Raw genomic sequence first — 23,353 nt, 5'->3', positions numbered from 1 at the left:
TCGATCCATGACTGACCAGTTCGACTACGTCGTGGTGGGCGGCGGCAGCGCCGGCGCAGCGGTCGCCGCGCGGTTGTCCGAGGACCCGGACGTCACCGTGTGCCTGCTGGAGGCCGGGCCGTCCGACGTCGGCGACAAGGCGATCCTGGAGCTCAAGCGCTGGATGGCGCTGCTGGAGTCCGGTTACGACTGGGACTACCTGATCGAGCCGCAGGAGAACGGCAACTCGTTCATGCGGCACGCGCGGGCCCGGGTGCTCGGCGGCTGCTCCTCGCACAACTCCTGCATCGCGTTCTGGGCCCCGGCCGAGGACCTCGACGAGTGGGAGTCGATGGGCGCCACCGGCTGGGGCGCCAAGGACATCTTCCCGCTGTACAAGCGGCTGGAGACCAACGACGGGCCGGGCGAGCACCACGGCCGCAGCGGTCCGGTGACCATCCGCAGCGTCCCGCCGGAGGACCCGTGCGGCGTCGCGCTGCTGGAGGCCTGTGCTCAGGAGGGCATCCCGACCACGGAGTTCAACTCCGGCAAGACCGTGCTGCACGGCGCCAACTGGTTCCAGATCAACGCGCGGGAGGACGGCACCCGGTCCTCGTCGTCGGTGTCCTACCTGCACCCGAACCTGGACCGGCCGAACCTGGAGATCCGCACCCAGGCGTGGGCCAAGAAGGTCACCTTCGACGGCACCCGGGCCACCGGCGTGCAGTACCTGGACGCGGACCTGATCCACACCCGCACGGTGACCGCGCGCCGCGAGGTGGTGCTGTCCGCCGGCGCCATCGACACCCCGAAGCTGCTGATGCTCTCCGGCATCGGGCCGTCCGAGCACCTGCGGGAGTTCGGCATCGACGTGCTGGTCGACTCCCCCGGCGTCGGGTCCAGCCTGCAGGACCACCCGGAGGGCGTGATCAGCTGGGAAGCCAAGCAGCCGATGGTCACCGATTCCACGCAGTGGTGGGAGATCGGCATCTTCACCACCACCGAGCCGGGCCTTGACCGCCCGGACCTGATGTTCCACTACGGTTCGGTGCCCTTCGACATGCACACCGTGCGCCAGGGCTACCCGACCTCGGAGAACAGCTTCTGCCTGACCCCGAACGTCACCCGCGCCCGGTCCACGGGCACGGTCCGGTTGCGCAGCCGGGACTTCCGGGACAAGCCGAAGGTGGACCCGCGGTACTTCACCGACCCGCACGACATGCGGGTGATGACCGAGGGCATCAAGCTGGCCCGCAAGATCGTGGCGCAGCCGGCGATGCGGGACTGGGCGGGCGCCGAGCTGTTCCCCGGCCCGGACGTGCGCACCGATGACGAGATCGCCGACTACCTCAAGCGCACCCACAACACCGTCTACCACCCGTCGGCGTCGGTGCCGATGGGCGCCGAGGGCGACCCGACGAAGCCGCTGGACCCGCGCCTGCGGGTGAAGGGCGTGCAGGGCCTGCGCGTGGCGGACGCCTCGGCGATGCCGTTCCTGGTGGCGGTGAACCCGAACATCACGACGATGGCGATCGGCGAGAAGTGCTCCGACATGCTCAAGGAGGACAACCGCTGAGGTTCCCGGCATCCGGCGGATCACAGTTTCAATTGAAACTGTGATCCCCCCGGGTGCCGGCACCGGAACCACGGTTTCAATTGAAACTGCGGAGACCCCGGTACCGGACGTCCAGGTCGTTCCCCGAATCCCGACTTCGTGCCCGGCCGTGCCGAAGGTCCCTCCGGTCCCCCGTCCCGGAGGGGCCTTCGGCTTTCACGCCGTGGTCATGACCTCGTAGAGGTTCCCGGTTTCGTCGGTGAAGAACAGGCCGCGCGGGCACAGCGGGTGGTCGGTGCGGCCGTTGGCGGGATCGCGCGGGCTGTTGCCGTAGGGCACACCCCGCGCCTGCAGCCGCGCGAGGATCTGGTCGAACTCCGGCGGTTCCACGTCGAACGCGAGGTGGTGCGGTTCGGCCCCCGGCAGGGTCATGAACTGCAGGGTCAGCGAGTCGTTGACCGCGACCGGCGCGAACTTCCCGTCGACGCCGTCCGGTGGCAGGCGCCGCAGGCCCATGATCCCGGCGAAGAAGTCCGCCTCCGCGTCGTTGTCCCTGGCCGGGACGATCGTGTGGTTCAGGGTGACCGTCATTTCGCCTCCTCGATCGCGCCGTGCAGGAAGACCTCGACGATCTCGGCGGTTTCGACGGGCGCGGGCTCCGCCATCCGCGGCCGCACGAACAGCAGCCCGAGGAACATCGCCGCCAGCTTCTCCGGCGGCAACCGCAAGGATTCCCGCTCCGGCTCGAACAGCTCTGCTATCGCCTCGCGGATCTGCCGCATGGATTCCGCCCGGTCGTCGGGCTTCGGCGGCTCTCCGCGCCCGCGCAGCTGCCCGGAGGCGTGCAGGGATCCGACCACCGCGCCCATCCGCTCCAGGTGCGCGGCCAGCGCGTCGGCCGCGTCGACGAGCCGCTGCGCCAACGGCTCGTCGATCGAAATCGAGCCGATCTCCCGCACCACGTGGTCCGGCCGGACGGCTTCCGCCACGCACGCCCCCAGCAGTTCGTCCTTGTCCGCGAAGACCCGGAAGATCGTCGCCTCACCGATCCCCGCTGCCCGCGCGATGCGGCTCGTCGTCACGGCCGCCCCGTACTCCGCGACGAGCGGCACGGCCGCCGCGATGATCATCGCCCGCCGCTCTTCCGGACTCATCCCCGGCGCCCTGCGCCGCGTCTTCGTTTCCGCCATGCCCCCAAAGTACGGAGTGAACACTCACTCCGTCAAGGGTGAAGTGAGTGCTCACTCCGATCTGTTTCGCCGCTCGATGCAGAGTGAACGGACTGTTCGCCTCGCCAAGCGAGGCGAACAGTCCGTTCACTTCATCCACACAACGCCGGCGCGGTCCAAGACGCCCGCGAAACCGGATGCTTCAGGTCGACTCGACATAGCGCATGACGAGCGTCGCGGTGGCATCGACTTCCAGCGCTTGATAGACGTGGTCGACGCCGCCGTCGAAGCGGATGTAGTCGCCCGGGCCGAGCGTTTCCGGCGCGGGTTCCGGGCCGGCGACCAGGGTTCCGGAGTGCACCAGCAGCTGCTCGATCACGCGCGGCCGGTGCGCGGCCGAGACGTACCGGCTTCCGGCGCGCACGTGCAGCCGGTACACCTCCAGCTGCTGGCCACCGCCGAACACCCGGTCCATCAGCTGCACGTCCACCGTCCGCCCGGAGAGGTCCGAGCCGCTGGCCCGGCTGACCACCACCGCCGGCTCCGCGGCGGCTTCGGGCTCGGCGACGAGCAGCCATCCCAGCGGCACGTCGAGCACCGTCGCGAGCGCGTACAGCGTCTCCAGCGTCGGGTTGCGCCGGCCCGCCTCCAGCTCGGAGAGCGTGCCCTTGCCGATGTCGGCCCGGCGGGCGGTCTCGGACAGCGACAGGCCGCGCAGGGCCCGGGCGGCGCGCAGGTTCGCGCCGACCACCTTGACCAGCTCCACCACTTCCTCCTAGCATCGCATCGTTCCATAAACAGAACGGAAGCTCAAAGTGCAGTTGCGGCAACAGCTCCCGACCGCCCCGCCGATGTCCACATTGGTCTCCGGCGCCATCACCACGCTGGTCGGCGTGGTGAGCTCCGCTGCCATCGTCTTCCAGGCCGCGCAGACACTCGGCGCGGGCCCCGCGGAAATCGGCTCGTGGATCCTCGCGCTCGGCGCGGGCATCGGCGCCACCTCGATCGCGTTGTCCCTCCGCTACCGCGCGCCGGTCGTGCTGGCCTGGTCCACGCCCGGCGCCGCGCTGCTGGCCACGAGCGGTCAAGGGACCTCGATGACGGAGGCCGTCGGCGCGTTCCTGATCGCCGCGGCGCTGACGGTGCTGGTCGGGCTCACCGGCTGGTTCGAGCGGGCGGTCAACCTGATCCCGTCGTCGATCGCGTCCGCGCTGCTCGGCGGCGTGCTGCTGCAGTTCGGGCTCGGCCTGTTCACCACCATGCAGACCCAGTTCTGGCTGGTCCTGGCGATGCTGGTGGGCTACCTGCTCGGCAAGCGGCTGCTGCCCCGGTACGCGGTGCTCATCGCGCTCGTGATCGGCGTGGTGTTCGCCGCCTTCCAGGGCTCGTTGCACTTCGATGGCGTCGGCTTCGCGCTCGCCACGCCGGTGTGGACCTGGCCGAGCTGGTCGCTGCACGCGACGATCAGCCTGGCCGTGCCGCTGTTCGTCATCACAATGACCTCGCAGAACCTGCCGGGCATGGTGACGCTGCGCGCCCACGGCTACTCGACGCCGGTCTCGCCGATCCTGTCCTGGACCGGGGCGGTGAACGTGGTGCTGGCGCCGCTGGGCTGCTTCGGCATCAACCTCGCGGCGATCACCGCCGCGCTGTGCATGGGCCGCGACGCGCACGAGGACCCGGCGCAGCGCTACAAGGCCAGCATCGCCTCGGGCGTCTGCTACCTGCTCTTGGGGGTCTTCGGGGCGATGCTCGGCAGCCTCATCGCCGCCTTCCCGATCGCGCTGGTCACCGCGCTCGCCGGGATCGGCCTGCTGGACACCATCGGCGGCTCGCTGGCCAAGGCCACCGAGGACCCGGGCAGCCGCACCGCCGCGCTGATCGCGTTCCTGGTGACGGCCTCGGGCGTGACCGCCTTCGGCATCGCCTCGGTGTTCTGGGGCCTGCTCGCCGGCCTCGCCACCCACCTGATCACCAGGAGAGGATGATGCGGAACGGCCTGCCCGCCTCCGTCGCCGAGGCGGGCAGGCCGTCTCATCGCAGGATCAGCCGATCGTCGTGGTGGTCAGGACCGGGTTGGGGTTCGGGAAGCACCGCGACGGCACGTTCTGGTCGCCGATGATCGACCCGACCACGGCCGTGAAGGTCAGGCCCGGGTCGTCGTGGCTGGTGCCGTACAGCTTGGTCTCGATCGTGCCGGAATCACCGGCCGTGAGGTGCGCGGTCACGGTGGGCAGCTCGAACTCCGAGCCGCCGGCGATCGGACCGTCCAGGTGGATCGTGGCGACGTTGCCGTCCACCGTGAACGTCGGCGGGTTCGGCCCAAGACCGGAGCCGCCCGTCAGATCCGCGGAGACGAACGTGGTGTTCGCCGGGATCGGGATCTTCAGGTCCATGCCCTCGATCCGCTTCACGGTGTACCCGTTGACCTCGGCGGGCACGGTGTTCGGACCCGGGTCGATCACGATGTCGAGCGCCCCGCCGGGAGCGACCGAGGCCGGCGCGGTGACGTCGGCGGCCTGCTGCAGGGCGAACTTCTGCTCCCCCACCGGGGAGTCACCGGCGCAGTCGAAGTTGATGTCGAATGCGGCGGCCATGGCTTGGGGGGTCAACGCGAGCGCCGTGGCCGCGGCGACCGCCGCGGTGATGGCAGCACGTCTACCACGAAGAAGGGACTTCATTGGCCTCACCTCGCAGAATCGGTGAACGAAAGGGGCGAGCCGCGCGGCGACCGAAATACTTACTGACGAGTAAACTCGGCGTCAACGCGAAGGCTTTTCACAGAATTCACAGCCCGCACCGAGCACCACGGCCCGCTGTCCCCGGCTCCGCGCGCAACCGCCGATGGGCTGGATCGCGTTGCGACATCCGTGTTCCGGCGAAGCTCGATCGGCTCGATTCGCGACCTGGTGTGATCGCGGAGCTCCATTGGTGGTAGTTACACGCTCACCCGGGGCAAGGCCGCGGCCCGCGGCGCGCGCTCGCCCGAACGCCGACCAGGTGCACCCGTTCCGACCAGCGCCATCCCGGATCGACAGGAGGATTTCCCATGCGTCTCGGACTCGCCCTCCCCCAGTTCGGCCCCTTCGCCGACCCGACCCTGGTGCCGGCGATCGCGGCCGAGGCCGAAGCGCTCGGCTTCGAAAGCCTCTGGACCGGCGAACGCGTGCACGCCGCCACCACCCCGAGCACGCCGTACCCGGGCGGCACCATGCCCGAGCAGTTCCGCAGCGGCCTCGACCCGATGCTCGTGCTGACCCTGGCGGCGAACGCCACCACGCGCCCGCGGCTGGGCACCAGCACGCTCAACGCCCCGCTGCACCCGCCGATCCACCTGGCTCGCAGCCTCGCCGGGCTCGACCGGCTCAGCGGCGGCCGGGTCATCGCCGGGCTCGGGCTCGGCTGGTCGCGCGACGAGTACGACGCCGTCGCGGTGCCGTGGCGGGAGCGCGGCGCCCGGCTGGACGAAACGCTGGACGTGCTGGAAAGCCTCTGGGCGGCCGACCCCGTGCGGCACGACGGCAGGTTCTGGACCATCAGCCCCGGCGACTTCCGGCCCAAGCCGGTGCAGCAGCACCTGCCGATCTACCTGGGCGGGCTCTCCCCCGCCGCGTTCCGGCGCGTCGGTCGCCGCGCGGACGGCTGGCTCGGCGTGGCGCTGCCGGCGGAGGCGCTGCGGGGCGCGCTCGCGAGCATCGGCGACCAGGCGCGGGACGCCGGGCGCGGACCGATCGCCACCGCCCTGCGCATCAACGCCGCGGCGGCGGAGAGGCCGGGGGCCGACCCGGTCGAGCGGCTCGTCGACTACCTGCACGAGGTGGCGGAGCTTGGTATCGACGACGCGTTCGTGGACCTGCAGTTCACCACCTCGACCCCGGCCGAACTCCTGGACCTCGCGGCCAGGATCCGCAACGCCTTCGAAACCACCACCTGACGAACCGGACCGGATCTTGCCTGGAGTCGGCCGGGTTCAGGCGAAGCTCCGGCCGGCCGAGGCGCGGTAGAGGTCGCGCAGCAGGCTCACCTCGGCGCCGTGGTGGAACAGCTCGCGGTTGAGGTGCAGCGCCAGCGCCACGTAGCTGCGGTCGGCGAACGGCCCCTCCGCCGGACCGACCGGCTTCTCCCAGCCCTCGACGTCGAGTGCGCCGATCCCGTTGCGCCACAACGCCTTCTGCTCGTCCAAGTAGGCCAGCGCGGCTGCGGCGGTGCCCGGGTAGTCGTGGTTGTCCATCCGGTACGACGCGTCGCCGAAGTGGTTGTCGGCGCGCATCGCGAAGACGTGCCCGGAGATGTGGCTGAGCCGCCAGGCGATCGTGGTGAACGGCGGCGGCACCGGCTCCGGGTAGCTGAAGTCCATCGCCCAGCCGTCGTCCACCTGCCGCAGCGACCAGCACCCGGCGACCGGCTCCCAGAAGTACTCCTCGTCGGTCAGGCCGTCGAGGCCGGGGCGCCACATCATCCAGTAGAAGTCGAGCTGATCCAGCACTTCCGCCCGCCAGTCCATGCCGCGAGCCTAGACGAGCAGTACCGATGTGCCCGGTGGCCGAAAGCCACGTGACGGCGGTCGCCTTAATGGCAGTTTCTGCCACTAAGGGCTACGATGGGCGCATGGCCAGGCAGGCTCTTGATCGGGACGAACTGCTAGCGATCTCTCGTCGCTGCGCGGCGGTCTTCGCCGAGGCCGGCGATTCGTCGCCCACCGTGGCGCGGCTCGCGGAGACGGCCGGGATGTCCCAGCGGAGCTTCTACCGGTACTTCCCCACCAAGGAGGACTGCCTGCGGCCGGTCTTCGACGAGGGCAGCCGGGCGTTCGCCGACGCGCTCGCCGCGCAACCGCCGGGCACCGGCCTGGCCGATGCGATCCTCCATGCCTTCGACCTGGCCTTCTCGACCAGCACCGATGAAGAGGCACGCGCGCTCATGGCGGTGGTCTTCACCGATGACGTCCTGCGAAGGGTTTGGCTGCAGGCCACCTACGAGATCACCGAACTGCTCAGGCCGAGCGTGGCCGCATTGCTCGGCACGCCGGAGGGCGACTTGCGCACCACCGTGGTGTGCGGGCAGGCGGCACTGCTGACCATCGTGGCCCTTGAGCACTCGATCCGGGACGGAACCCCGCTGGCGGTCGCGGCCCGCGCCGCAGCCGCCGTGATGTTCGGCCCGCTCGCCGAACCCCAGACCGCGACGCCACCCGGCGCCGCACGGATTGCAACGAAGTAGGAAATCATGGATTTGTCGGACAAGGTCGTCATCGTCACCGGTGGTGCCCGCGGGCTCGGTGAAGCCTTCGCGCGCGGGATCGTGGCGGCGGGCGGCGAGGTGATGATCGGCGACATCCTCGAAGCCGAGGCTGCGGCCGTGGCCGCCGATCTGGGCGATGCCGCCCGGTCGATGCACCTCGACGTCACCGATCCCGAGTCCTGGCAGGCGATCGTCGCGGCGACCGAGGAAGCATTCGGCCCGGCGACCGGGCTGGTGAACAACGCCGGGGCGGTCGCATCCGGGGTCCGGCTCGTCGACGAGCCGCTCGACACCTTCCAGCGCATCATCCAGACGAATCTCGTCGGTGTCCACATCGGAATCCAGGCCGTGGTTCCGGCGATGCGGCGGGCCGGCGGCGGGTCGATCGTCAACATCTCGTCGGCCGCCGGCCTGGTGGGCATGGAGCTGACCGGCGCGTACGGCGCGGCCAAGTGGGGGGTGCGCGGCATGACGAAGCTCAGCGCCGTCGAACTCGCACCGGAACGCATCCGGGTGAACTCGGTGCACCCGGGCATGGTGCTCACCCCCATGACCGCCCCGACCGGGATCAGCATCGACGAAGGCGGATTCCCCAGCGCTCCGGCCGGACGGGTCGGCCGTCCGGACGAACTCGTCGGAGCGATCACCTACCTGCTCAGCGACAGCGCGAGCTACACGACGGGCGCGGAGCTCGCCGTCGACGGCGGCTGGACGGCCGGCCCGCCGATGCCCGGCCACTAGGAATGCCGGGACCACCGGGTGCGGGGACCGCGCCCGGTGGTCACCGCCCGTACGAGCGCCCAGCCCCTCGGCGTCGTCCAGGTCCGACCTGCGGCGACCGCCCGGATTTCGCGGAACACCACCCGAGGTGGGCAGCGGGGTCTAGCGCACATACCGTCTAGTCGGTACGGTCCTGGGCATGGGTTCCAGTGGCGCGACCCCGGAGATCCGGGCGGCGATCTTCGACTACGGCGGCGTGCTGACCACTCCCGGCCGCACCGCCATCCGGGCCTGGACCGAGCACGAGCGGATCCGCCCGGAGACCTTCTCCGCCGCGATCAAGGACTGGCTGTCCCGCAACGCCCCCGCGGGCACCCCGATCCACAAGCTGGAGACCGGCGAGATCACCGCCGACGAGTTCGACCGCACCCTGGCGGAGCGGCTGCGCACCGTCGACGGCGGACCGGTCGCGCCCGACGGGCTGATGGGCCGGATGTTCGCGCGGATGCGCAGCGAGCCCGCCATGCTCGACCTGGTGCGCCGGCTGCGCGACTGCGGCGTGCGGACCGCGCTGCTGTCCAACAGCTGGGGCAACAACTACCCCTGGGAATTGCTCGACGGGCTCTTCGAGTGCACGGTGATCTCCGGCGAGGTAGGACTCCGCAAGCCCGATCCCCGCATCTACGAACTGACCCTGGACCGGCTCGGCCTCACCGCGGGCGAAGCGGTGTTCGTCGACGACGGCGCCCCGAACATCGAAGCCGCCGAGCACCTCGGCCTGCACGCGGTGCTGCACACCGACGTCGCCGCGACCCTCACCCGGCTCACCGAGCTCGTCCCGGCCCTGCGCCGGAGCGTCCCGCAAGGCAAGGAGAGTTCATGAACGCCCAACCGTCGCCCGGCGAGCTGCCCGGCCTCGACCTGGACCGGCTGCGCGCGCACCTCGACGCCGAGCTGCCCGGCCTGGTCGGCGGCCCGCTGACCGGCGAACTCGTCCAAGGCGGCCGGTCGAACCTGACCTACCTCGTCGGTGACGGCGCGAACCGCTGGGTGGTGCGCCGCCCGCCGCTGGGCCACGTGCTGGCCACCGCGCACGACATGAGCCGCGAGTTCCGGGTGATGTCCGCGCTGGCGGGCACGCCCGTGCCGGTGCCCGGGACCCACCTGCTGTGCCAGGACGAGGACGTCATCGGGGCCCCGTTCTACGTGATGGAGTACGTGCCGGGCACCGTCTACCGCACGCCGAAGCTGACCGATCAGCTCGCCCCGCAGCAGCGCGTCGACCTGGCCTGGCAGCTGATGGACGTGCTCGCCGACCTGCACTCGATCGACCCGGGGGCCGTCGGGCTGGGCGAATTCGGCCGGCCCGAGGGATTCCTGGAACGGCAGGTGCGCCGCTGGAGCAAGCAGCTGGCCGCCTCGCACAGCCGCGACATCGACGGCATCGACGAGCTCTCCGCCCGGCTGGCCCGGTCTGTCCCCGGCACGCCGCGCGCCGGCATCGTGCACGGCGACTACCGGCTGGACAACGTGATCGTCGGCGACGACCAGCGCATCCGGGCCGTGCTGGACTGGGAGATGGCCACCCTCGGCGATCCGCTCACCGACCTCGGGCTGCTCGCCGTGTACTGGGAGGGCTTCAACGGCGTTGAGCACAACCCCATCGCGAAGGGCGTCGGCCCCGAGTACGGCTTCCCCACCGCCCGGCAGCTGCTGGACCGCTACGCCGAACGCAGCGGCACCGATCTGTCCGAAATGGACTGGTACCTGGCGTTCGGGTTCTTCAAGATCGCCGTGATCCTGGAAGGGATCCACTACCGCTTCATCCACAACCAGACCGTCGGCGAGGGCTTCCAGCACGTCGGCGCTCTGGTGGCCCCACTGGTCGCCCAGGGTCTCGCCACCCTCAAGGAGGAATGAGATGGATTTCGGCTACGACGAACGCACCGAGGAGCTGCGCAAGCAGCTGCTGGACTTCATGGACTCCCACGTCTACCCCGCCGAACCGGTGTTCCTCGAACAGCTGGCCGCGGCCGACGACCGGTGGTCGGCGCACCCGCAGGTCATGGAGGACCTCAAGGCCGAGGCCCGCAAGCGCGGCCTGTGGAACCTGTTCCTGCCCGGTGAGCACGGCGCCGGGCTGACCAACCTCCAGTACGCGCCGCTGGCCGAGATCATGGGGCGGGCCGGGCGGCTGGCCCCGGAGGCCACCAACTGCGCCGCGCCGGACACCGGCAACATGGAGGTGCTGTCGCTGTTCGGCACCGAGCAGCAGAAGAAGCAGTGGCTGCAGCCGCTGCTGGACGGCGAGATCCGCTCCGCGTTCTGCATGACCGAACCCGACGTCGCCTCCTCCGACGCCACCAACATCGGCACCCGCATCGAGCGCGACGGCGACCACTACGTGATCAACGGCCGCAAGTGGTTCTCCTCCGGCGCGATGAGCCCGCGCTGCAAGATCCTGATCGTGATGGGCAAGACCGACCCGGACGCCGAGCGGCACCGCCAGCAGAGCCAGATCCTGGTGCCCAAGGACACGCCCGGCGTGCAGGTCATCCGCAGCATGAACGTGTTCGGCTACGACGACGCCGACCACGGCGGGCACGCCGAGATCGTGTTCGACAACGTCCGGGTGCCGGCGGAGAACATCATCTCCGGCGAGGGCGAGGGCTTCGCGATCGCCCAGGCCCGGCTCGGGCCGGGCCGCATCCACCACTGCATGCGCGCCATCGGGATGGCCGAGCGGGCGCTGGAGCTGATGTGCCGCCGCGCCAACGAGCGCGTCGCCTTCGGCAAGCCGCTGGCCGAGCAGGGCGTGGTGCAGCACTGGATCGCCGAGTCGCGGGTGAAGATCGAGCAGGCGCGGCTGCTGGTGCTCAAGACCGCGTGGCTGATGGACACCGTCGGCAACCAGGGCGCGCACACCGAGATCCAGGCGATCAAGGTCGGGGTGCCGGCGATGGTCACCTGGGTGATCGACCGCGCCATCCAGGCGCACGGCGGCGGTGGCGTCAGCCAGGAGTTCCCGCTGGCCAACCTGTACGCGCACGCCCGCACCCTGCACATCGTCGACGGTCCCGACGAGGTGCACCGCCGCTCGCTGGCCCGCCGGGAGCTGAAGAAGTACCGCTGATCGCTCGTGAGTGGTAGTGGTCGTTGGAACGGCCACTACCACTCACGACCCCAACCACAACCAAACCTGCGAGGAGATCAAATGGCAGACAATCGTGTCGCGATCGTCACCGGTGCCGCGCGCGGAATCGGGGCGGCCACTGCGAAGCGCCTGGCCGAGGACGGCTTCGCCGTGGCGGTCATCGACCTCGACGAGAAGCAGTGCGCCGACACGGTGTCGGCCATCGAATCCAGCGGCGGCAACGCGCTGGCGGTCGGCTGCGACGTCAGCGACGCCGGGCAGGTGCAGGCCGCGGTCGACCGCATCGCCGCCGAGCTCGGCGGGCCGACGGTGCTGGTCAACAACGCCGGCGTCATCCGGGACAACATGCTGTTCAAGATGTCCGAGGACGACTGGGACACGGTGATGAACGTGCACCTGCGCGGCGCGTTCCTGATGAGCCGCGCCGTGCAGAAGCACATGGTCGAGGCCAAGTGGGGCCGGATCGTGAACCTCTCCAGCACCTCCGCGCTGGGCAACCGCGGCCAGGCCAACTACTCCACCGCCAAGGCCGGGCTGCAAGGCCTGACCAAGACGCTGGCCATCGAGCTCGGCAAGTTCGGCGTCACCGCCAACGCCATCGCGCCCGGCTTCATCGCCACCGACATGACCAAGGCGACCGCCGAGCGGGTCGGGATGGACTTCGAGGACTTCACCAAGGCCGCGGCGAGCCAGATCCCGGTGGCCCGCGTCGGCCAGCCGGAGGACATCGCCAACACGGTGTCGTTCTTCGCCGACGAGCGCTCCGGGTTCGTCTCCGGCCAGGTGATCTACGTGGCCGGCGGACCGAAGGCGTGATGACCGTGGACGCCGACGAACTCCGCGGCAAGGTAGGGGAATTCCTCGCCGCGAACGATCCAGCGCAGATGGACCGGCTGGAGTTCCTGCGGGCCCGCTTCGACGCCGGGCTGGCGTGGGTGCACTTCCCCGCCGGCCTCGGCGGCCTGGGTGCCGCACGGGAGCTGCAGCCGGTGGTGGACGCCGCCTTCGCCGAGGCCGGCGCCCCGGACAACAAGCCGCAGCTGAACGTCATCGGGCTGGGCATGGCCGCCCCGACGATCCTGCGCTTCGGCAACGACGAGCAGCGCCGCCGCTACCTCCGTCCCCTGTGGACCGGGGAGGAGATCTGGTGCCAGCTGTTCAGCGAGCCGGGCGCCGGCTCGGACCTCGCCGCGCTGTCCACCCGGGCGGTGCGCGATGGTGACGGTTGGGTGGTGGACGGGCAGAAGGTCTGGACGTCGCTGGCGCACCAGGCCCGCTGGGCGATCCTGGTCGCCCGCTCCGACCCGGACCAGCCCAAGCACAAGGGCCTGAGCTACTTCATCTGCGACATGACCGCGCCGGGCGTGGAAGTCCGCCCGCTGCGGCAGATCACCGGCGAAGCCGAGTTCAACGAGGTGTTCCTGACCGGGGTGCGGATCCCGGACTCCCAGCGCCTCGGCGAGGTCGGCCAGGGCTGGCAGGTCGCGCTGGGCACCCTGATGAACGAGCGGGTCGCCATCGGCGGGCGCGCGCCCGCGCGGGAAGGCGGCATGATCGGCCTCGCCGCGCAGGCCTGGCGCGAGCACCCCGAGAAGCGGACGCACGGCCTGCACGACCGGCTGCTGCGGCTGTGGGTCGAGGCCGAGGCGACCCGGCTGACCAGCATCCGGCTGCGCCAGCAGCTCGCCATCGGCGAACCCGGCCCCGAGGGCTCCGCGGTCAAGGTCGCCTACTCCGAGCAGAACCAGGCGATCACCGGGTTCGAGCTGGAGTTCCTCGGCGAACCGGGCCTGGCCTACGACGACTGGACGTTCCGCCAGCCCGAGTACACCGACTTCGTCAAGCGCGGCCCCGGTTTCCGGTACCTGCGGGCGAAGGGCAACTCGATCGAGGGCGGCACCACCGAGATCCTGCGCAACATCATCGCCGAACGGGTGCTGGGCCTGCCGCCGGAGATCCGCACCGACAAGGACCGGCCGTGGAAGGAGCTGCCGCGATGAGCGCCCCGGACCTGCTCTACAGCGAAGTCGAAGAGGACCTGCGCTCGAACGTCCGCCGGCTGCTGCGGGACCGGTGCGACTGGACCGCGGTGCTGGCCCGCTGCGAGACCGACGAGCCCTACGACCTCGCGCTGTGGCGGACCCTCGCCGGCGAGCTCGGGCTCGCCGCGCTGCTGGTGCCCGAGGACCTCGGCGGCGCCGGGGCCAGTGCCCGGGAGCTGTCGGTGGTGGCCGAGGAGATCGGCCGGTCCGTCGCGCCGGTGCCGTTCCTGAGCAACCTGCTGACCACCGCCACCCTGGTGGCCTGCGCGGACGAGCCGCGGGTGCGGGAGATCCTGCCGCAGTTCATCGACGGCTCGCAGCTCGGCACCGTCGCCGTCGGGCTGACCACCGTGCCCTACGGCGCGTTCCCGCAGTCGGTGAAGGCCGACGGCGCCGCGCTGACCGGCTCGGTGTCGGCGGTGGTGGACCTGGAGGTCGCCGACTACGTGGTCGTGCCCGCCGCCGACGCGGACGGCGCGGCGCTGTACCTGGTGGACACCTCGGTGTCCGGGGTGTCGCGGACGCCCACGACGTCGCTGGACCTCACCAGGCGGATCGGCACGCTCGCCCTGGACGGGGCGGTCGGCGAGCGGATCGCGGCCGGCGCCGACGCCGAGCGGATCCTCCGGCAAGCGCTGGTGACCGCGGCCGGGCTGCTGGGCGCCGAGCAGGTCGGGCTGGCCCAGCAATGCCTGGACGCCACCCTGGAGTACGCCAAGACCCGCTACCAGTTCGGCCGCCAGATCGGCTCGTTCCAGGCGGTCAAGCACCGGCTGGCCGACCTGTGGGCGGCGGTGAGCTCGGGGCGGGCCGTGGCCCGCAACGCCGCCGACGCCCTGGCGCGCGGCGACGAGTCGGCGGAACTCGAGGTCGCCATCGCCCAGGCCTACTGCTCCGAACTGGTCGTGCAGGCCGCGGAGGAGCACCTGCAGCTGCACGGCGGCATCGGGATGACCTGGGAGCACTCGGCGCACCTCTACCTGGGCCGGGCCAAGAGCTCCCAGCTCACCTTCGGCATCGCCGAGGCGCACCGGCAGCGCATCGGCGAACTCGCCGACCTGCCCACGCCGTAGGGACCGTCTCCGGACTCGTCTTGCATGGCGGTGCCGGTAGCGGAACCTCGGAGGCCGCCTCGACTCGTGTATGACCAGCATCGGGGCTGTCCGCGCTAGGCGACCTCTGAGGACCCGCAGCGGTGCGAGTTGCGAGGGCGGGCTAAGCGCCTGCGGCGCTTCACAACAACAGACAGACAACCGGGATCAACGGTCTGGCGCACAGCTTTTCGTTGTCGCTCAAGGAGGTTTGCGTTGCGGGTATTCAGCAGCAAGGAAGAGATCGTCGCGGCCAAGGGCGAGAAGCTCGGCACCAGCGAATGGCTCACCGTCACCCAGGAGCAGGTGAACTTGTTCGCCGACGCCACCCTGGACCACCAGTGGATCCACATCGACGTCGAGCGCGCCGAGCAGGGTCCGTTCGGCGGCCCGATCGCGCACGGGTTCCTCACCCTGAGCCTGCTGCCGAAGCTGAACTCCGAGACCTACAAGTTCGAGGGCGCCAAGATGGGGATCAACTACGGCCTGAACAAGGTCCGCTTCCCCAGCCCGGTCCTGGTCGGCTCGCGGGTCCGCTCCACCACGGAGCTCGCGGACGTGACCGAGGTGGCCGGCGGCCTCCAGCTGACGGTCAAGTCCACCATCGAGATCGAGGGCGGCGCGAAACCGGCCTGCGTGGCGGAGGGCCTCACCCGGGTGATCTTCTGACCGATCCTCCGGCCCGAAGGGGTGTCGCCGGCCAGCCGGTGCCACCCCTTCGGGCTTTCTTCCCGCAATTTCAATGGAAACCGAACCTCTGATTTCCATTGAAATTGCGGACCCCGGTACCCCGTCCGGGTCAGGGTGCGATGTGGATGCCCATGCCGGGGCCCAGGGGCAGGTCGGCGAAGTAGAAGACCGTCAGGATCAGGGCCCACACCAGCCAGAACGGGACCACGAACGGAACCATCCTGGCGACCAGGGTGCCCATCCCCGCGTTCGGTTCGTAGCGGCGCAGGTAGCCCAGGATGATGATCATGTACGGGTTCAGCGGCGTCATGATCTGCGTCGCCGAGTCGCCGACCCGGAACGCCGCCTGGGCGAAGCCCGGCTCGAAGCCGAGCAGCACGAACATCGGCACGAACACCGCCGCCATCAGCGTCCACAGGCTCGAACCCGAGATGATGAACAGGTTCAGCGTCGACGCCAGCACCATGAACCCGAGGAACGCCGGGTAGCCGTCCAGGCCGAGCGCCCGCAGCAGGTCCGCGCCCGAAACCGCCACCCACGCGCCGAGGTTCGTCCAGTTGAACAGCGCGATGAACTGGCCCAGCATGAACGCCAGCACCAGGAATCCGGTGAGGTCCCGCAGCGCGGCGGCCATCAGCTTCGGCACGTCGGCCGCGCGGCCGATCGCCCCGACGATCGCGCCGTAGACGATGGCGGGCACCGCGAAGCCGAAGAAGATCAGCGTCGTCACCGAGTCCAGCAACGGCGACTTCGGCAGGAATCCGCCGGTTTCGTTGCGCAGCGGCGAATCCGGCCACAGCACCAGCAGCAGCACCAGCCCGAACGCGATCAGGAACGCCACGCCCGCCCAGATCAGCCCCCGCCGCTCGGCGGGCTCCAGCGCCACCGCGGGCACCGGCTGGTCGGCCACTTCGGACTCCTCGCGGGGCACGCCGGTGCGCGCCAGCCGCGGCTCGATGACCTTGTCGATCAGCACCCCGGCCAGCAGTCCGAGCAGGATCGAGGACACCACGTTGAAGTAGTAGTTCGACACCGGCGTGACCGCGGTGCCGGCGTGCGGCAGTGTTTCGGCGACCTTGTTGCTGATCCCGGCGAACAGCGCGTCCAGGCTGGTGACCACCGGCGCGGTGGAGTACCCGGCGCCGGTGGCGGCGAAGCCGCCGAGCAGCCCGGCGACCGGGTGCCTGCCCGCCGCCTTGAACACCAGCGCGGCCAGCGGCGGGATGATGATCATCGACGAATCCGCCATCACGCTGGACGAGATCCCGACCAGCCCCACCGCGTACGGCAGCACCCAGCGCGGCGCCCCGCCGAAGGCGGCCCGGATCATCGCGGTGAGCAGCCCGGTCCGCTCCGCGAGCCCCACCGCCAGCATGATCGTGACCACGGTTTCCAGCGGCGGGAAGCCGATGAAGTTCTCCGCCATCTTGGTGAACAGGAACTCCAGGCCCTCGCCGCTGAACGCGCCGCGGATCCGCGTCACCTCGTCGGCGCCGGGGATCTGCACGGTGACGCCGAAGGCGGCGACCACCGTGGACACCACCGCCACGACGAGGAACAGCAGGCCGAAGAGGATGAACGGTTCGGGGAGCTTGTTGCCGACCCGTTCCACCAGGTTCAGCACGCGGTCGAGCCTCGGTGGCCGGGCGGCCCGGGTTTCACTGCTCATGCTGGCTCCTGCGGCCGGAGGGAAAAGCGCAAGCAGCAGCGAACCTGCCGGGACCGCCCGGCGCAACCCCCGGCGGCGGATTGATCGATCCGCGCAACACGACCGAAACCGGCGACCGGTCGTGAGTGCTTTCGGCTGCTGCAGCGACCGGAAGCACTCACGACCCCCGGCCGCTACTGGGGCGCGATGCGCTCCAGCACCACCACGGGGATGACGCGCCGCGTGCGCGCCTCGTACGTCCGGTACACCGGCGCCACGTCGACCATCAGCTGCCAGAGCCGCTCGCGCTCCGCACCCTCCGCGGTGCGGGCTCGCACGGCGAAGCGCTCGCCGCGGATCTGGACCTCGGCCTCGGGATTCGCGGCCAGGTTCAGGTACCACTTCGGATGCGTGTGCGTGATCGCCGAACCCGACGCGACGAGCACGTACCGGCCGCCGTCCTCGCCGAAGAACAGGCCCGTCCGGTACAGCTTCCCGGTCTTGCGACCGCGATAGGTGAGCACCAGGTTCGCCGCCCCGCCCTCGCGGAAACCGCTCTCGTCGTTGGTCGCGAGGTACCGGCGCACGTGCTCGGCGACCGACGGGTCGGGACTTTCCAGCGCCTCGGCCACCTCAGTGACCTCCCAGTCCCTGCGCGAAACCGCCGTCGACCGCCAGCTCGACGTTCGTGGTGAACGTCGCGCCCTCGGCCAGGAAGAGCGCCGCCGCGGCGACTTCCTCGACGGTGCCGTTGCGGCGCAGCGGGGTCGACTCGTCACCCTGCCGCTCGAACTCCCGGCGCTCCTCGTCGGACAGGTCCGCCACGCCCATCGTCGACGTCTTGATGTACCCCGGAGCCACGCTGTTCACGCGGATCTTCTTCGGCAGCAGCTCCACCGAGAGCACGTGGGCGAACGCGCGCATCGCTTCCTTCGACGCCGAATAGGCGCTCAGCCCGGGGAACACGACGTCGTTGGCGACCGTGGTGAACACCACCGCACCGCCCTCGTTGAGCAGCGGGGCGAGCCGCTGCACGGTGAAGAACGCGCCCTTGGTGTTGACCGCGAAGTGCCGGTCCCACGCCTCCTCGGTCACCTCGGCGAGCTCGGCGAACTGCGCGATGCCGTGGTTGACGAAGAGGTAGTCGACGCTGCCGAGGTGCTCGCCCACGAAGTCGCCGAGCGCGGCGATGTCGGCCATGCTGGCCGCGTCGGAGCGCACGACGTGCGCCTTCTCGCCCTTGAGCGCGGTGCGCGCTTCCTCGATGTTCCGCTCGTTGCGGCCGGTGAGCACCACCTCGGCACCGAGGGCGAGCAGCTCGCGCACGATCGCCAGGCCCATGCCGTGGGTGCCGCCGGTGACAACCGCCTTCTTCATCGCTAACTCCGTTCCGTCGTTGACAAGACGAAGGTGCCCGGCGGCGCTCTCGGTCTGCTGTCGATCCGCTTGCGGTTATCGTGATCGCATGCGTTTCGGGGTGCTGGGGCCGCTCACGGTGTGGACGCCGAGTGGCGATCCGGTCACCGTGCGCGAGGCTCGCGTTCGCGCGCTGCTGGCGTCCCTGCTCGTCGCCCCGGGGCGTGTCGTGTCCGCCGACCGGCTGGTCGACGACCTGTGGGGCGACGCGCTCCCCGCCAACCCGTCGGGCGCTCTGCAGACCCTCGTGTCGCGCCTGCGCCGCGCCATCGGCGCCGGCCTCGTCGTGCATCGCCCGCCGGGCTACCTGCTGGACGTGCCGCCGGACGCCGTGGACAGCGGGCGGTTCGCCGAACTCACCGGGCGCGCGCGGCGCACGACCGACCCGGGCGCTCTGGCGGCGCTGCTCGCCGAGGCGCTCGGTCTGTGGCGCGGCGAGGCGTTCGCCGGGTTCACCGACGAGCGCTTCGCCAGCACTGCGGCCGCCGCCTTGGAGGAGCAGCGCCTGGTGGCCTGGGAGGACTACGCCGGGGCGCGGTTGCAGCTGGGTGACCACGCGGTGCTGGCCGGCGAACTGGGCGAGCTGATCGAACGGCATCCGCTGCGCGAACGCCTCCGCGCCGCGCACCTGCGCGCGTTGCACGGCGCGGGCCGGACCACCGAGGCGCTCGACAGCTACCGCAAGCTGCGCCGGCTTCTCCGCGACGAGCTCGGACTCGAACCGGGTGCGGAACTCACCGCACTGCAACAGGAAATGCTGCGCGCCGAGCCGCCCGCACCGGTGCGACGACAGACCCCGCCGCCGCAGACGCCGTTGCCCGCACCGCAAACCGAACTCGTCGGCCGCGACGACGCCGTCGCCGACGTCCGCGCGCTGCTCTGCACCCATCGCCTGGTGACGCTGACGGGACCGGGTGGGGTGGGCAAGACCAGGCTCGCGCTCGAAGTGGCCCGCGCCGAGGACGAGGTGTGCCTCGTCGAACTCGCCAGCCTGCCACGGGAGACCACAGTGGACGGTCTGGCCGACGTGGTCGCCGCCGCGCTCGGCATCCGCGACGGCGCCGGGCCGCAGTCATCGGTCAAGCGCCTCGCCGACGCGCTGCGCGGCAGGCGACTGCTTCTCATGCTGGACAACTGCGAGCACGTCGTCGAGCCGGTCGGCTCGCTCGTGCCGCTGGTGCTTCCAGCGTCGGACGTGCGGGTCCTGGCGACGAGCCGGGAACCGCTCAGCGTCTCGATCGAGCACCTGTGGGAGGTGCCGCCGTTGGACGTCCCGGCACCGGGCGCATCGTCGGCCGACGTGCAGCGCGCCGGGGCTGTGCGGCTGTTCGCCGTGCGAGCAGCGGCAGCCTCGCCCGGATTCGCGCTGTCCGCCGAGAACGCCGAAACCATCGCCACGATCTGCCGCCGCGTCGACGGCATCCCGCTCGCCATCGAGCTGGCGTCGGCCCGCGTCCGCGCGCTCGGCACGGCAGAACTGGCCGAACGCCTCAACGACCGGTTCGCCGTGCTCACCGGCGGGCCTCGCGATGCGCCGCCGCGCCAGCGCACGCTGCGCGCGGTGCTCGACTGGAGTTGGGAGCTGCTGACCGCGGCCGAGCGGACGGTGCTGCGCAGGCTCGCGGTCTTCGCCGACGGCTGCACGCTCGCCGCTGCGGAGGCCCTGTGCTCCGGCGACGGCGTGCGGCACTCGGAGGTGCTCGACCTGCTGGCGCGACTGGTCGACCGCTCGCTGGTCGTCGTCGCGCATTCCGCCGACGGCCCGCGCTACGGCCTGCTGGAATCGGTGTCCGCGTACGGCGAGCGGCAGCTGGAGCCGCAGGAGCTCGCCCGGTTGCGGCACGCGCACGCCGCGTACTACACCTCGCTCGCCGAGGAAGCGGCCGAGCACCTGCACGGCCCGGAACAGCAGCGCTGGCTGAGCCGCCTCGACACCGAGACCGGCAACCTGCGCCGCGCCCTCGGCGACGGCGGGTTCGCGTCCCGCCTGGCACGCGCGATGGCGTGGTACTGGTTCCTGCGCGGACGGCTCACCGAGGCGCGGCGGGCCACCGAAGCCGCGGGATCCGCGGTGGTCGCCGCCTGGCACACCGGTTTTCGGCTGCTCACCGGCGAACCCGTCGACAGCCGCACCGCGCTGCGCCTGCGCGACGCCATCAACGATCCCTGCGAACGCGCGATGGCGGGCTGGTTCCTCGGTTACGCCGCGACGCGGTTCGGCGACATGCCGGTCGGCGAGGAGCTCATCCGCGCGGCGCTGGCCGAGTTCGAGGACCTCGACGACAGCTGGGGCGTGGCGGCCGCCCTCAGCGTGCGCGCCGTGCAGCGCCACGTCCGGGGCGAACTGGAACAATCCACTGTGGACGCCGAACGGAGCCTCGCGCTGTTCCGCGAGACCTGCGACCGCTGGGGCCGGGTCCAGGCCTGCGCCGTGCTCGGCAGGCTCGCCGAGATCGCGGGCGACTACCCCGCGGCGGCCGCCTGGCAACGCGAAGGGGTCGAGCTCGCCGAGGAACTCGCGCTGTGGCCGGACGCCGCCATGCGCTGGTCCGAGCTGGGCCGCATCGCGCTCCTGGAAGGCGACCACGACCGCGCCGACGAACTGCACGAGCGGGGACGGGCGCTGGCCGTCGAGCACGGCGACTCGGCGGGCCAGGAGTTCGCCGAGGTGGGGCTCGCGCTTTCCGCGCGCCGCCGCGGCCGGTTCGCCGAGGCCGAAACCCTGCTGCGGCCGTGGCTGGAGTGGAACCGGCGGTTCGAGGCGGACAACGGCGCGGCGCTGATCCTCGCCGAACTGGGCTTCGCCGCCGAACAGCGCGGGGACGCGGACACCGCGTTCGACCTGCACGGACAGGGCCTCGCCGCGGCCCGGCGCACCGGCGACCCGCGAGCGGTCGCACTGGCGCTGGAGGGCCTCGCCGGCGCCCGGTTGCTCGCAGGCCAGCCCGGGCGGGCGAAGGGCCTGCTCGGGGCAGCGGCGCACCTGCGGGAATCCGCCGGCGCACCACTGCCGCCCTGCGAGCGCGGGGACGTCGACCGCATCGAGAAAGCGCTGCACGGCGAATTCCCCGGCAGTGACCGGGAATTGCAGGAGTGCCGGTAGCGACTACGGGCGCAGGGACGAGATGAGGAGGTCTGCGAACTGCTCGCCGACCTCCTCGCCGGTGAGCTTGCCGTCCTTGCGGAACCAGGTGCCGAGGTGGTGCACCGCGCCGAAGAAGAAGTCGACCACCAGGTCGGCGGCCTTGTCCTCGCGGAACACCCCGGAGCGCTGGCCCTCCTCGATCAGCGCCCGCACCCGCTCGTGGTAGCGCCGCCGCTGCGCCCGGACCTCGGCCTGCTTGTCCGGGTGCAGCAGGTGCATCGAGCGGAAGAAGATCACCGTGTCGTCGAGGTTCGCCGCCGTCGTGGCGACGACGTCCGCGGCGACCGCGTGCAGCCGCTCCTGCACCGGAGCCTCGCTTTCCGCCGCGCTCTCCATCCGCGCCTGCTGGACCCGCAGGACCCGCGCGTAGATCTCGTAGAGCAGGTCGTCCTTGGAGCCGAAGTAGTGGTACATCGCCCCCTTGGTGACCCCGGCCGCGTCGACGATCTGCTGCACCGAGGTCATCTCGAAGCCCTGCTCGGCGAACAACCGCGTGGCCATGGCCAGCAACCGCTGCGGAACCGGTTCGGCGCCCACCGCCGGTCCGGCAGTAGTGCGACCGTTCGCCGATCGCGCCATGTCAACCTCCCCTGTCGATCTACACCCAGCGTATCGACCCGCCGGCGCGAACCGGCGGCGACACCTTCTCCTACTGCACCTTGCGCTGGAGCTTTCGCATCCCGGCTTGCCAGCGCTGCGGCTCGGCGGCCCGCAGCGCGTAGTAGTCGGCGACCTCCGGGTGCGGCAGGATCAGGAACTCACCGCTGCCCAGCGAGTCGGCGACCACGTCGGCGACCTCCTCCGGTTCGAGCGCGCCCTTCGCGAGGATCACCTCGCCGGCGTTGCTGCTGGTGCCGAGCATGTTGGTGCGCACACCCTGCGGGCACAGCGCCTGCACCGTGATGCCCTGGTCGGCGTAGCTGATCGCCAGCCATTCGGCGAAGCCGAGCGCGGCGTGCTTGGTCACCGAGTACGGCGCCGCCTTCAGCATCGTCAGCAGCCCGGCGGCCGACACAGTGGCCAGGAAGTGCCCCTGGCCCCGCTCCAGCCAGTGCGGCAGCACCGCGCGGGCGGCGCGGACGTGCGCCATGACGTTGACCTCCCAGGACTGCGCCCAGGCGGCCTCGTCGGCCTCCGGCCCGCCGCCGCGGGAGATCCCGGCGTTGGCGCAGAACAGGTCGATCCGCCCGTGCTCGCCGAGCGCCGTGTCGACCAGCGCGCGCACGCCGTCCTCGCCCGCCGCATCGCCGGGCACCGCCGTGCCGCCGGTCTCGGCGGCCACCTTCCGCACCGCGTCGGCTTCCACGTCGCCGAGCACGACCTTCGCCCCGGATGCCGCGAACTTCCGGGCCATCGCCGCGCCGATCCCGTTGCCGGCACCGGTGATCACCACGACCGCATCAGCGAGCTGCAACTCGCACACCGCCCTTCCCGAGTCTGGTTCCGCTTGCACCAGCGGCGATTTCGCGCGAAATCGCCGATTCCCACGCGTGCCGGATGATG

General features: G+C 71.0%; 23 protein-coding genes. 13 read left to right on the top strand and 10 right to left on the bottom strand.

The window, feature by feature from the left end:
* The first annotated feature begins 7 nt into the window (after window positions 1-7).
* Window positions 8-1,555 carry a GMC family oxidoreductase gene (locus tag ACWEV3_RS35945; RefSeq protein ID WP_452618175.1) on the top strand — a complete coding sequence of 516 codons (1,548 nt, stop codon included), beginning with the start codon at window positions 8-10 and terminating at the stop codon, window positions 1,553-1,555.
* Window positions 1,556-1,750: 195 nt separating this feature from the next.
* On the opposite strand, the gene ACWEV3_RS35940 is transcribed toward ACWEV3_RS35945, so the two are convergent.
* From ACWEV3_RS35940 to ACWEV3_RS35930, 3 genes are all read right to left on the bottom strand, one after another.
* Window positions 1,751-2,125, bottom strand: a complete 375-nt coding sequence (locus tag ACWEV3_RS35940; RefSeq protein WP_452618174.1) for a VOC family protein — start codon at window positions 2,123-2,125, stop codon at window positions 1,751-1,753.
* A complete protein-coding gene (locus ACWEV3_RS35935) occupies window positions 2,122-2,688 on the bottom strand; it encodes a TetR/AcrR family transcriptional regulator (protein ID WP_452618187.1) in 567 nt (188 codons plus the stop codon). Before ACWEV3_RS35935 ends, ACWEV3_RS35940 begins: the two co-directional genes overlap by 4 nt.
* A 217-nt stretch (window positions 2,689-2,905) precedes the next feature.
* Window positions 2,906-3,469 (bottom strand): helix-turn-helix domain-containing protein, encoded by a 564-nt coding sequence (locus ACWEV3_RS35930; RefSeq protein ID WP_452618173.1) that lies wholly within the window; start codon window positions 3,467-3,469, stop codon window positions 2,906-2,908.
* A 49-nt stretch (window positions 3,470-3,518) separates the two neighbouring features.
* On the opposite strand from ACWEV3_RS35930, the gene ACWEV3_RS35925 reads away from it, so the two are divergent.
* Window positions 3,519-4,691 (top strand): benzoate/H(+) symporter BenE family transporter, encoded by a 1,173-nt coding sequence (locus tag ACWEV3_RS35925; RefSeq protein WP_452618172.1) that lies wholly within the window; start codon window positions 3,519-3,521, stop codon window positions 4,689-4,691.
* A gap of 57 nt (window positions 4,692-4,748) precedes the next feature.
* On the opposite strand, the gene ACWEV3_RS35920 is transcribed toward ACWEV3_RS35925, so the two are convergent.
* Window positions 4,749-5,384: a cyclase gene (locus ACWEV3_RS35920; protein WP_452618171.1), complete on the bottom strand. Its 636-nt coding sequence runs from the start codon at window positions 5,382-5,384 to the stop codon at window positions 4,749-4,751.
* A gap of 368 nt (window positions 5,385-5,752) precedes the next feature.
* On the opposite strand from ACWEV3_RS35920, the gene ACWEV3_RS35915 reads away from it, so the two are divergent.
* On the top strand, window positions 5,753-6,637 hold the full coding sequence (locus ACWEV3_RS35915) for a TIGR03619 family F420-dependent LLM class oxidoreductase (RefSeq protein WP_452618170.1): 885 nt from the start codon (window positions 5,753-5,755) through the stop codon (window positions 6,635-6,637).
* 36 nt (window positions 6,638-6,673) lie between these two features.
* Here the strand turns inward: ACWEV3_RS35915 and ACWEV3_RS35910 are convergent, their stop codons facing one another.
* Window positions 6,674-7,207, bottom strand: coding sequence for a DinB family protein (locus ACWEV3_RS35910; RefSeq protein ID WP_452618169.1), 534 nt, complete (start codon window positions 7,205-7,207; stop codon window positions 6,674-6,676).
* 104 nt (window positions 7,208-7,311) lie between these two features.
* On the opposite strand from ACWEV3_RS35910, the gene ACWEV3_RS35905 reads away from it, so the two are divergent.
* The 9 genes from ACWEV3_RS35905 to ACWEV3_RS35865 all read left to right on the top strand — a co-directional run bounded on the left by ACWEV3_RS35905 (window position 7,312) and on the right by ACWEV3_RS35865 (window position 15,620).
* Window positions 7,312-7,923 (top strand): TetR/AcrR family transcriptional regulator, encoded by a 612-nt coding sequence (locus tag ACWEV3_RS35905; protein ID WP_452618168.1) that lies wholly within the window; start codon window positions 7,312-7,314, stop codon window positions 7,921-7,923.
* 6 nt (window positions 7,924-7,929) lie between these two features.
* The gene (locus ACWEV3_RS35900; RefSeq protein WP_452618167.1) at window positions 7,930-8,685 is read left to right on the top strand and encodes a glucose 1-dehydrogenase; all 756 of its coding nucleotides are present in this window, start codon (window positions 7,930-7,932) and stop codon (window positions 8,683-8,685) included.
* 178 nt (window positions 8,686-8,863) lie between these two features.
* Window positions 8,864-9,547 (top strand): HAD family hydrolase, encoded by a 684-nt coding sequence (locus ACWEV3_RS35895; RefSeq protein ID WP_452618166.1) that lies wholly within the window; start codon window positions 8,864-8,866, stop codon window positions 9,545-9,547.
* Window positions 9,544-10,584 carry a phosphotransferase family protein gene (locus tag ACWEV3_RS35890; protein ID WP_452618165.1) on the top strand — a complete coding sequence of 347 codons (1,041 nt, stop codon included), beginning with the start codon at window positions 9,544-9,546 and terminating at the stop codon, window positions 10,582-10,584. The genes ACWEV3_RS35895 and ACWEV3_RS35890 overlap by 4 nt, the downstream gene beginning before the upstream one ends.
* A gap of 1 nt (window position 10,585) precedes the next feature.
* Entirely contained in the window at window positions 10,586-11,797 is a 1,212-nt protein-coding gene (locus tag ACWEV3_RS35885; protein ID WP_452618164.1) for an acyl-CoA dehydrogenase family protein, read from the top strand.
* Between the two features lie 81 nt (window positions 11,798-11,878).
* Complete coding sequence (fabG, locus tag ACWEV3_RS35880; protein WP_452618163.1) at window positions 11,879-12,634, top strand: 3-oxoacyl-ACP reductase FabG; 756 nt, start codon at window positions 11,879-11,881, stop codon at window positions 12,632-12,634.
* Window positions 12,634-13,818, top strand: a complete 1,185-nt coding sequence (locus ACWEV3_RS35875; protein ID WP_452618162.1) for an acyl-CoA dehydrogenase family protein — start codon at window positions 12,634-12,636, stop codon at window positions 13,816-13,818. Before fabG ends, ACWEV3_RS35875 begins: the two co-directional genes overlap by 1 nt.
* A complete protein-coding gene (locus ACWEV3_RS35870) occupies window positions 13,815-14,933 on the top strand; it encodes an acyl-CoA dehydrogenase family protein (protein WP_452618161.1) in 1,119 nt (372 codons plus the stop codon). The genes ACWEV3_RS35875 and ACWEV3_RS35870 overlap by 4 nt, the downstream gene beginning before the upstream one ends.
* A gap of 234 nt (window positions 14,934-15,167) precedes the next feature.
* Window positions 15,168-15,620, top strand: a complete 453-nt coding sequence (locus ACWEV3_RS35865; RefSeq protein ID WP_452618160.1) for a MaoC family dehydratase — start codon at window positions 15,168-15,170, stop codon at window positions 15,618-15,620.
* A 130-nt stretch (window positions 15,621-15,750) separates the two neighbouring features.
* Here the strand turns inward: ACWEV3_RS35865 and ACWEV3_RS35860 are convergent, their stop codons facing one another.
* The 3 genes from ACWEV3_RS35860 to ACWEV3_RS35850 all read right to left on the bottom strand — a co-directional run bounded on the left by ACWEV3_RS35860 (window position 15,751) and on the right by ACWEV3_RS35850 (window position 18,666).
* The gene (locus ACWEV3_RS35860; RefSeq protein WP_452618159.1) at window positions 15,751-17,310 is read right to left on the bottom strand and encodes an AbgT family transporter; all 1,560 of its coding nucleotides are present in this window, start codon (window positions 17,308-17,310) and stop codon (window positions 15,751-15,753) included.
* Between the two features lie 173 nt (window positions 17,311-17,483).
* A complete protein-coding gene (locus ACWEV3_RS35855) occupies window positions 17,484-17,921 on the bottom strand; it encodes a nitroreductase family deazaflavin-dependent oxidoreductase (protein WP_452618158.1) in 438 nt (145 codons plus the stop codon).
* 1 nt (window position 17,922) lies between these two features.
* Complete coding sequence (locus ACWEV3_RS35850) at window positions 17,923-18,666, bottom strand: SDR family oxidoreductase (protein WP_452618157.1); 744 nt, start codon at window positions 18,664-18,666, stop codon at window positions 17,923-17,925.
* Window positions 18,667-18,754: 88 nt separating this feature from the next.
* On the opposite strand from ACWEV3_RS35850, the gene ACWEV3_RS35845 reads away from it, so the two are divergent.
* The gene (locus ACWEV3_RS35845; RefSeq protein WP_452618156.1) at window positions 18,755-21,808 is read left to right on the top strand and encodes a BTAD domain-containing putative transcriptional regulator; all 3,054 of its coding nucleotides are present in this window, start codon (window positions 18,755-18,757) and stop codon (window positions 21,806-21,808) included.
* 3 nt (window positions 21,809-21,811) lie between these two features.
* On the opposite strand, the gene ACWEV3_RS35840 is transcribed toward ACWEV3_RS35845, so the two are convergent.
* Together ACWEV3_RS35840 and ACWEV3_RS35835 are read right to left on the bottom strand one after the other, a co-directional pair.
* Entirely contained in the window at window positions 21,812-22,429 is a 618-nt protein-coding gene (locus ACWEV3_RS35840; protein WP_452618155.1) for a TetR/AcrR family transcriptional regulator, read from the bottom strand.
* A 70-nt stretch (window positions 22,430-22,499) separates the two neighbouring features.
* Window positions 22,500-23,273, bottom strand: coding sequence for an SDR family oxidoreductase (locus tag ACWEV3_RS35835; protein ID WP_452618154.1), 774 nt, complete (start codon window positions 23,271-23,273; stop codon window positions 22,500-22,502).
* Window positions 23,274-23,353: the final 80 nt, after the last annotated feature.

This window comes from Saccharopolyspora sp. NPDC003752, assembly GCF_053605825.1.
The sequence above is the reverse complement of the archived record's forward strand: the minus strand, read 5'-3'. Positions and strand labels throughout refer to the sequence as shown.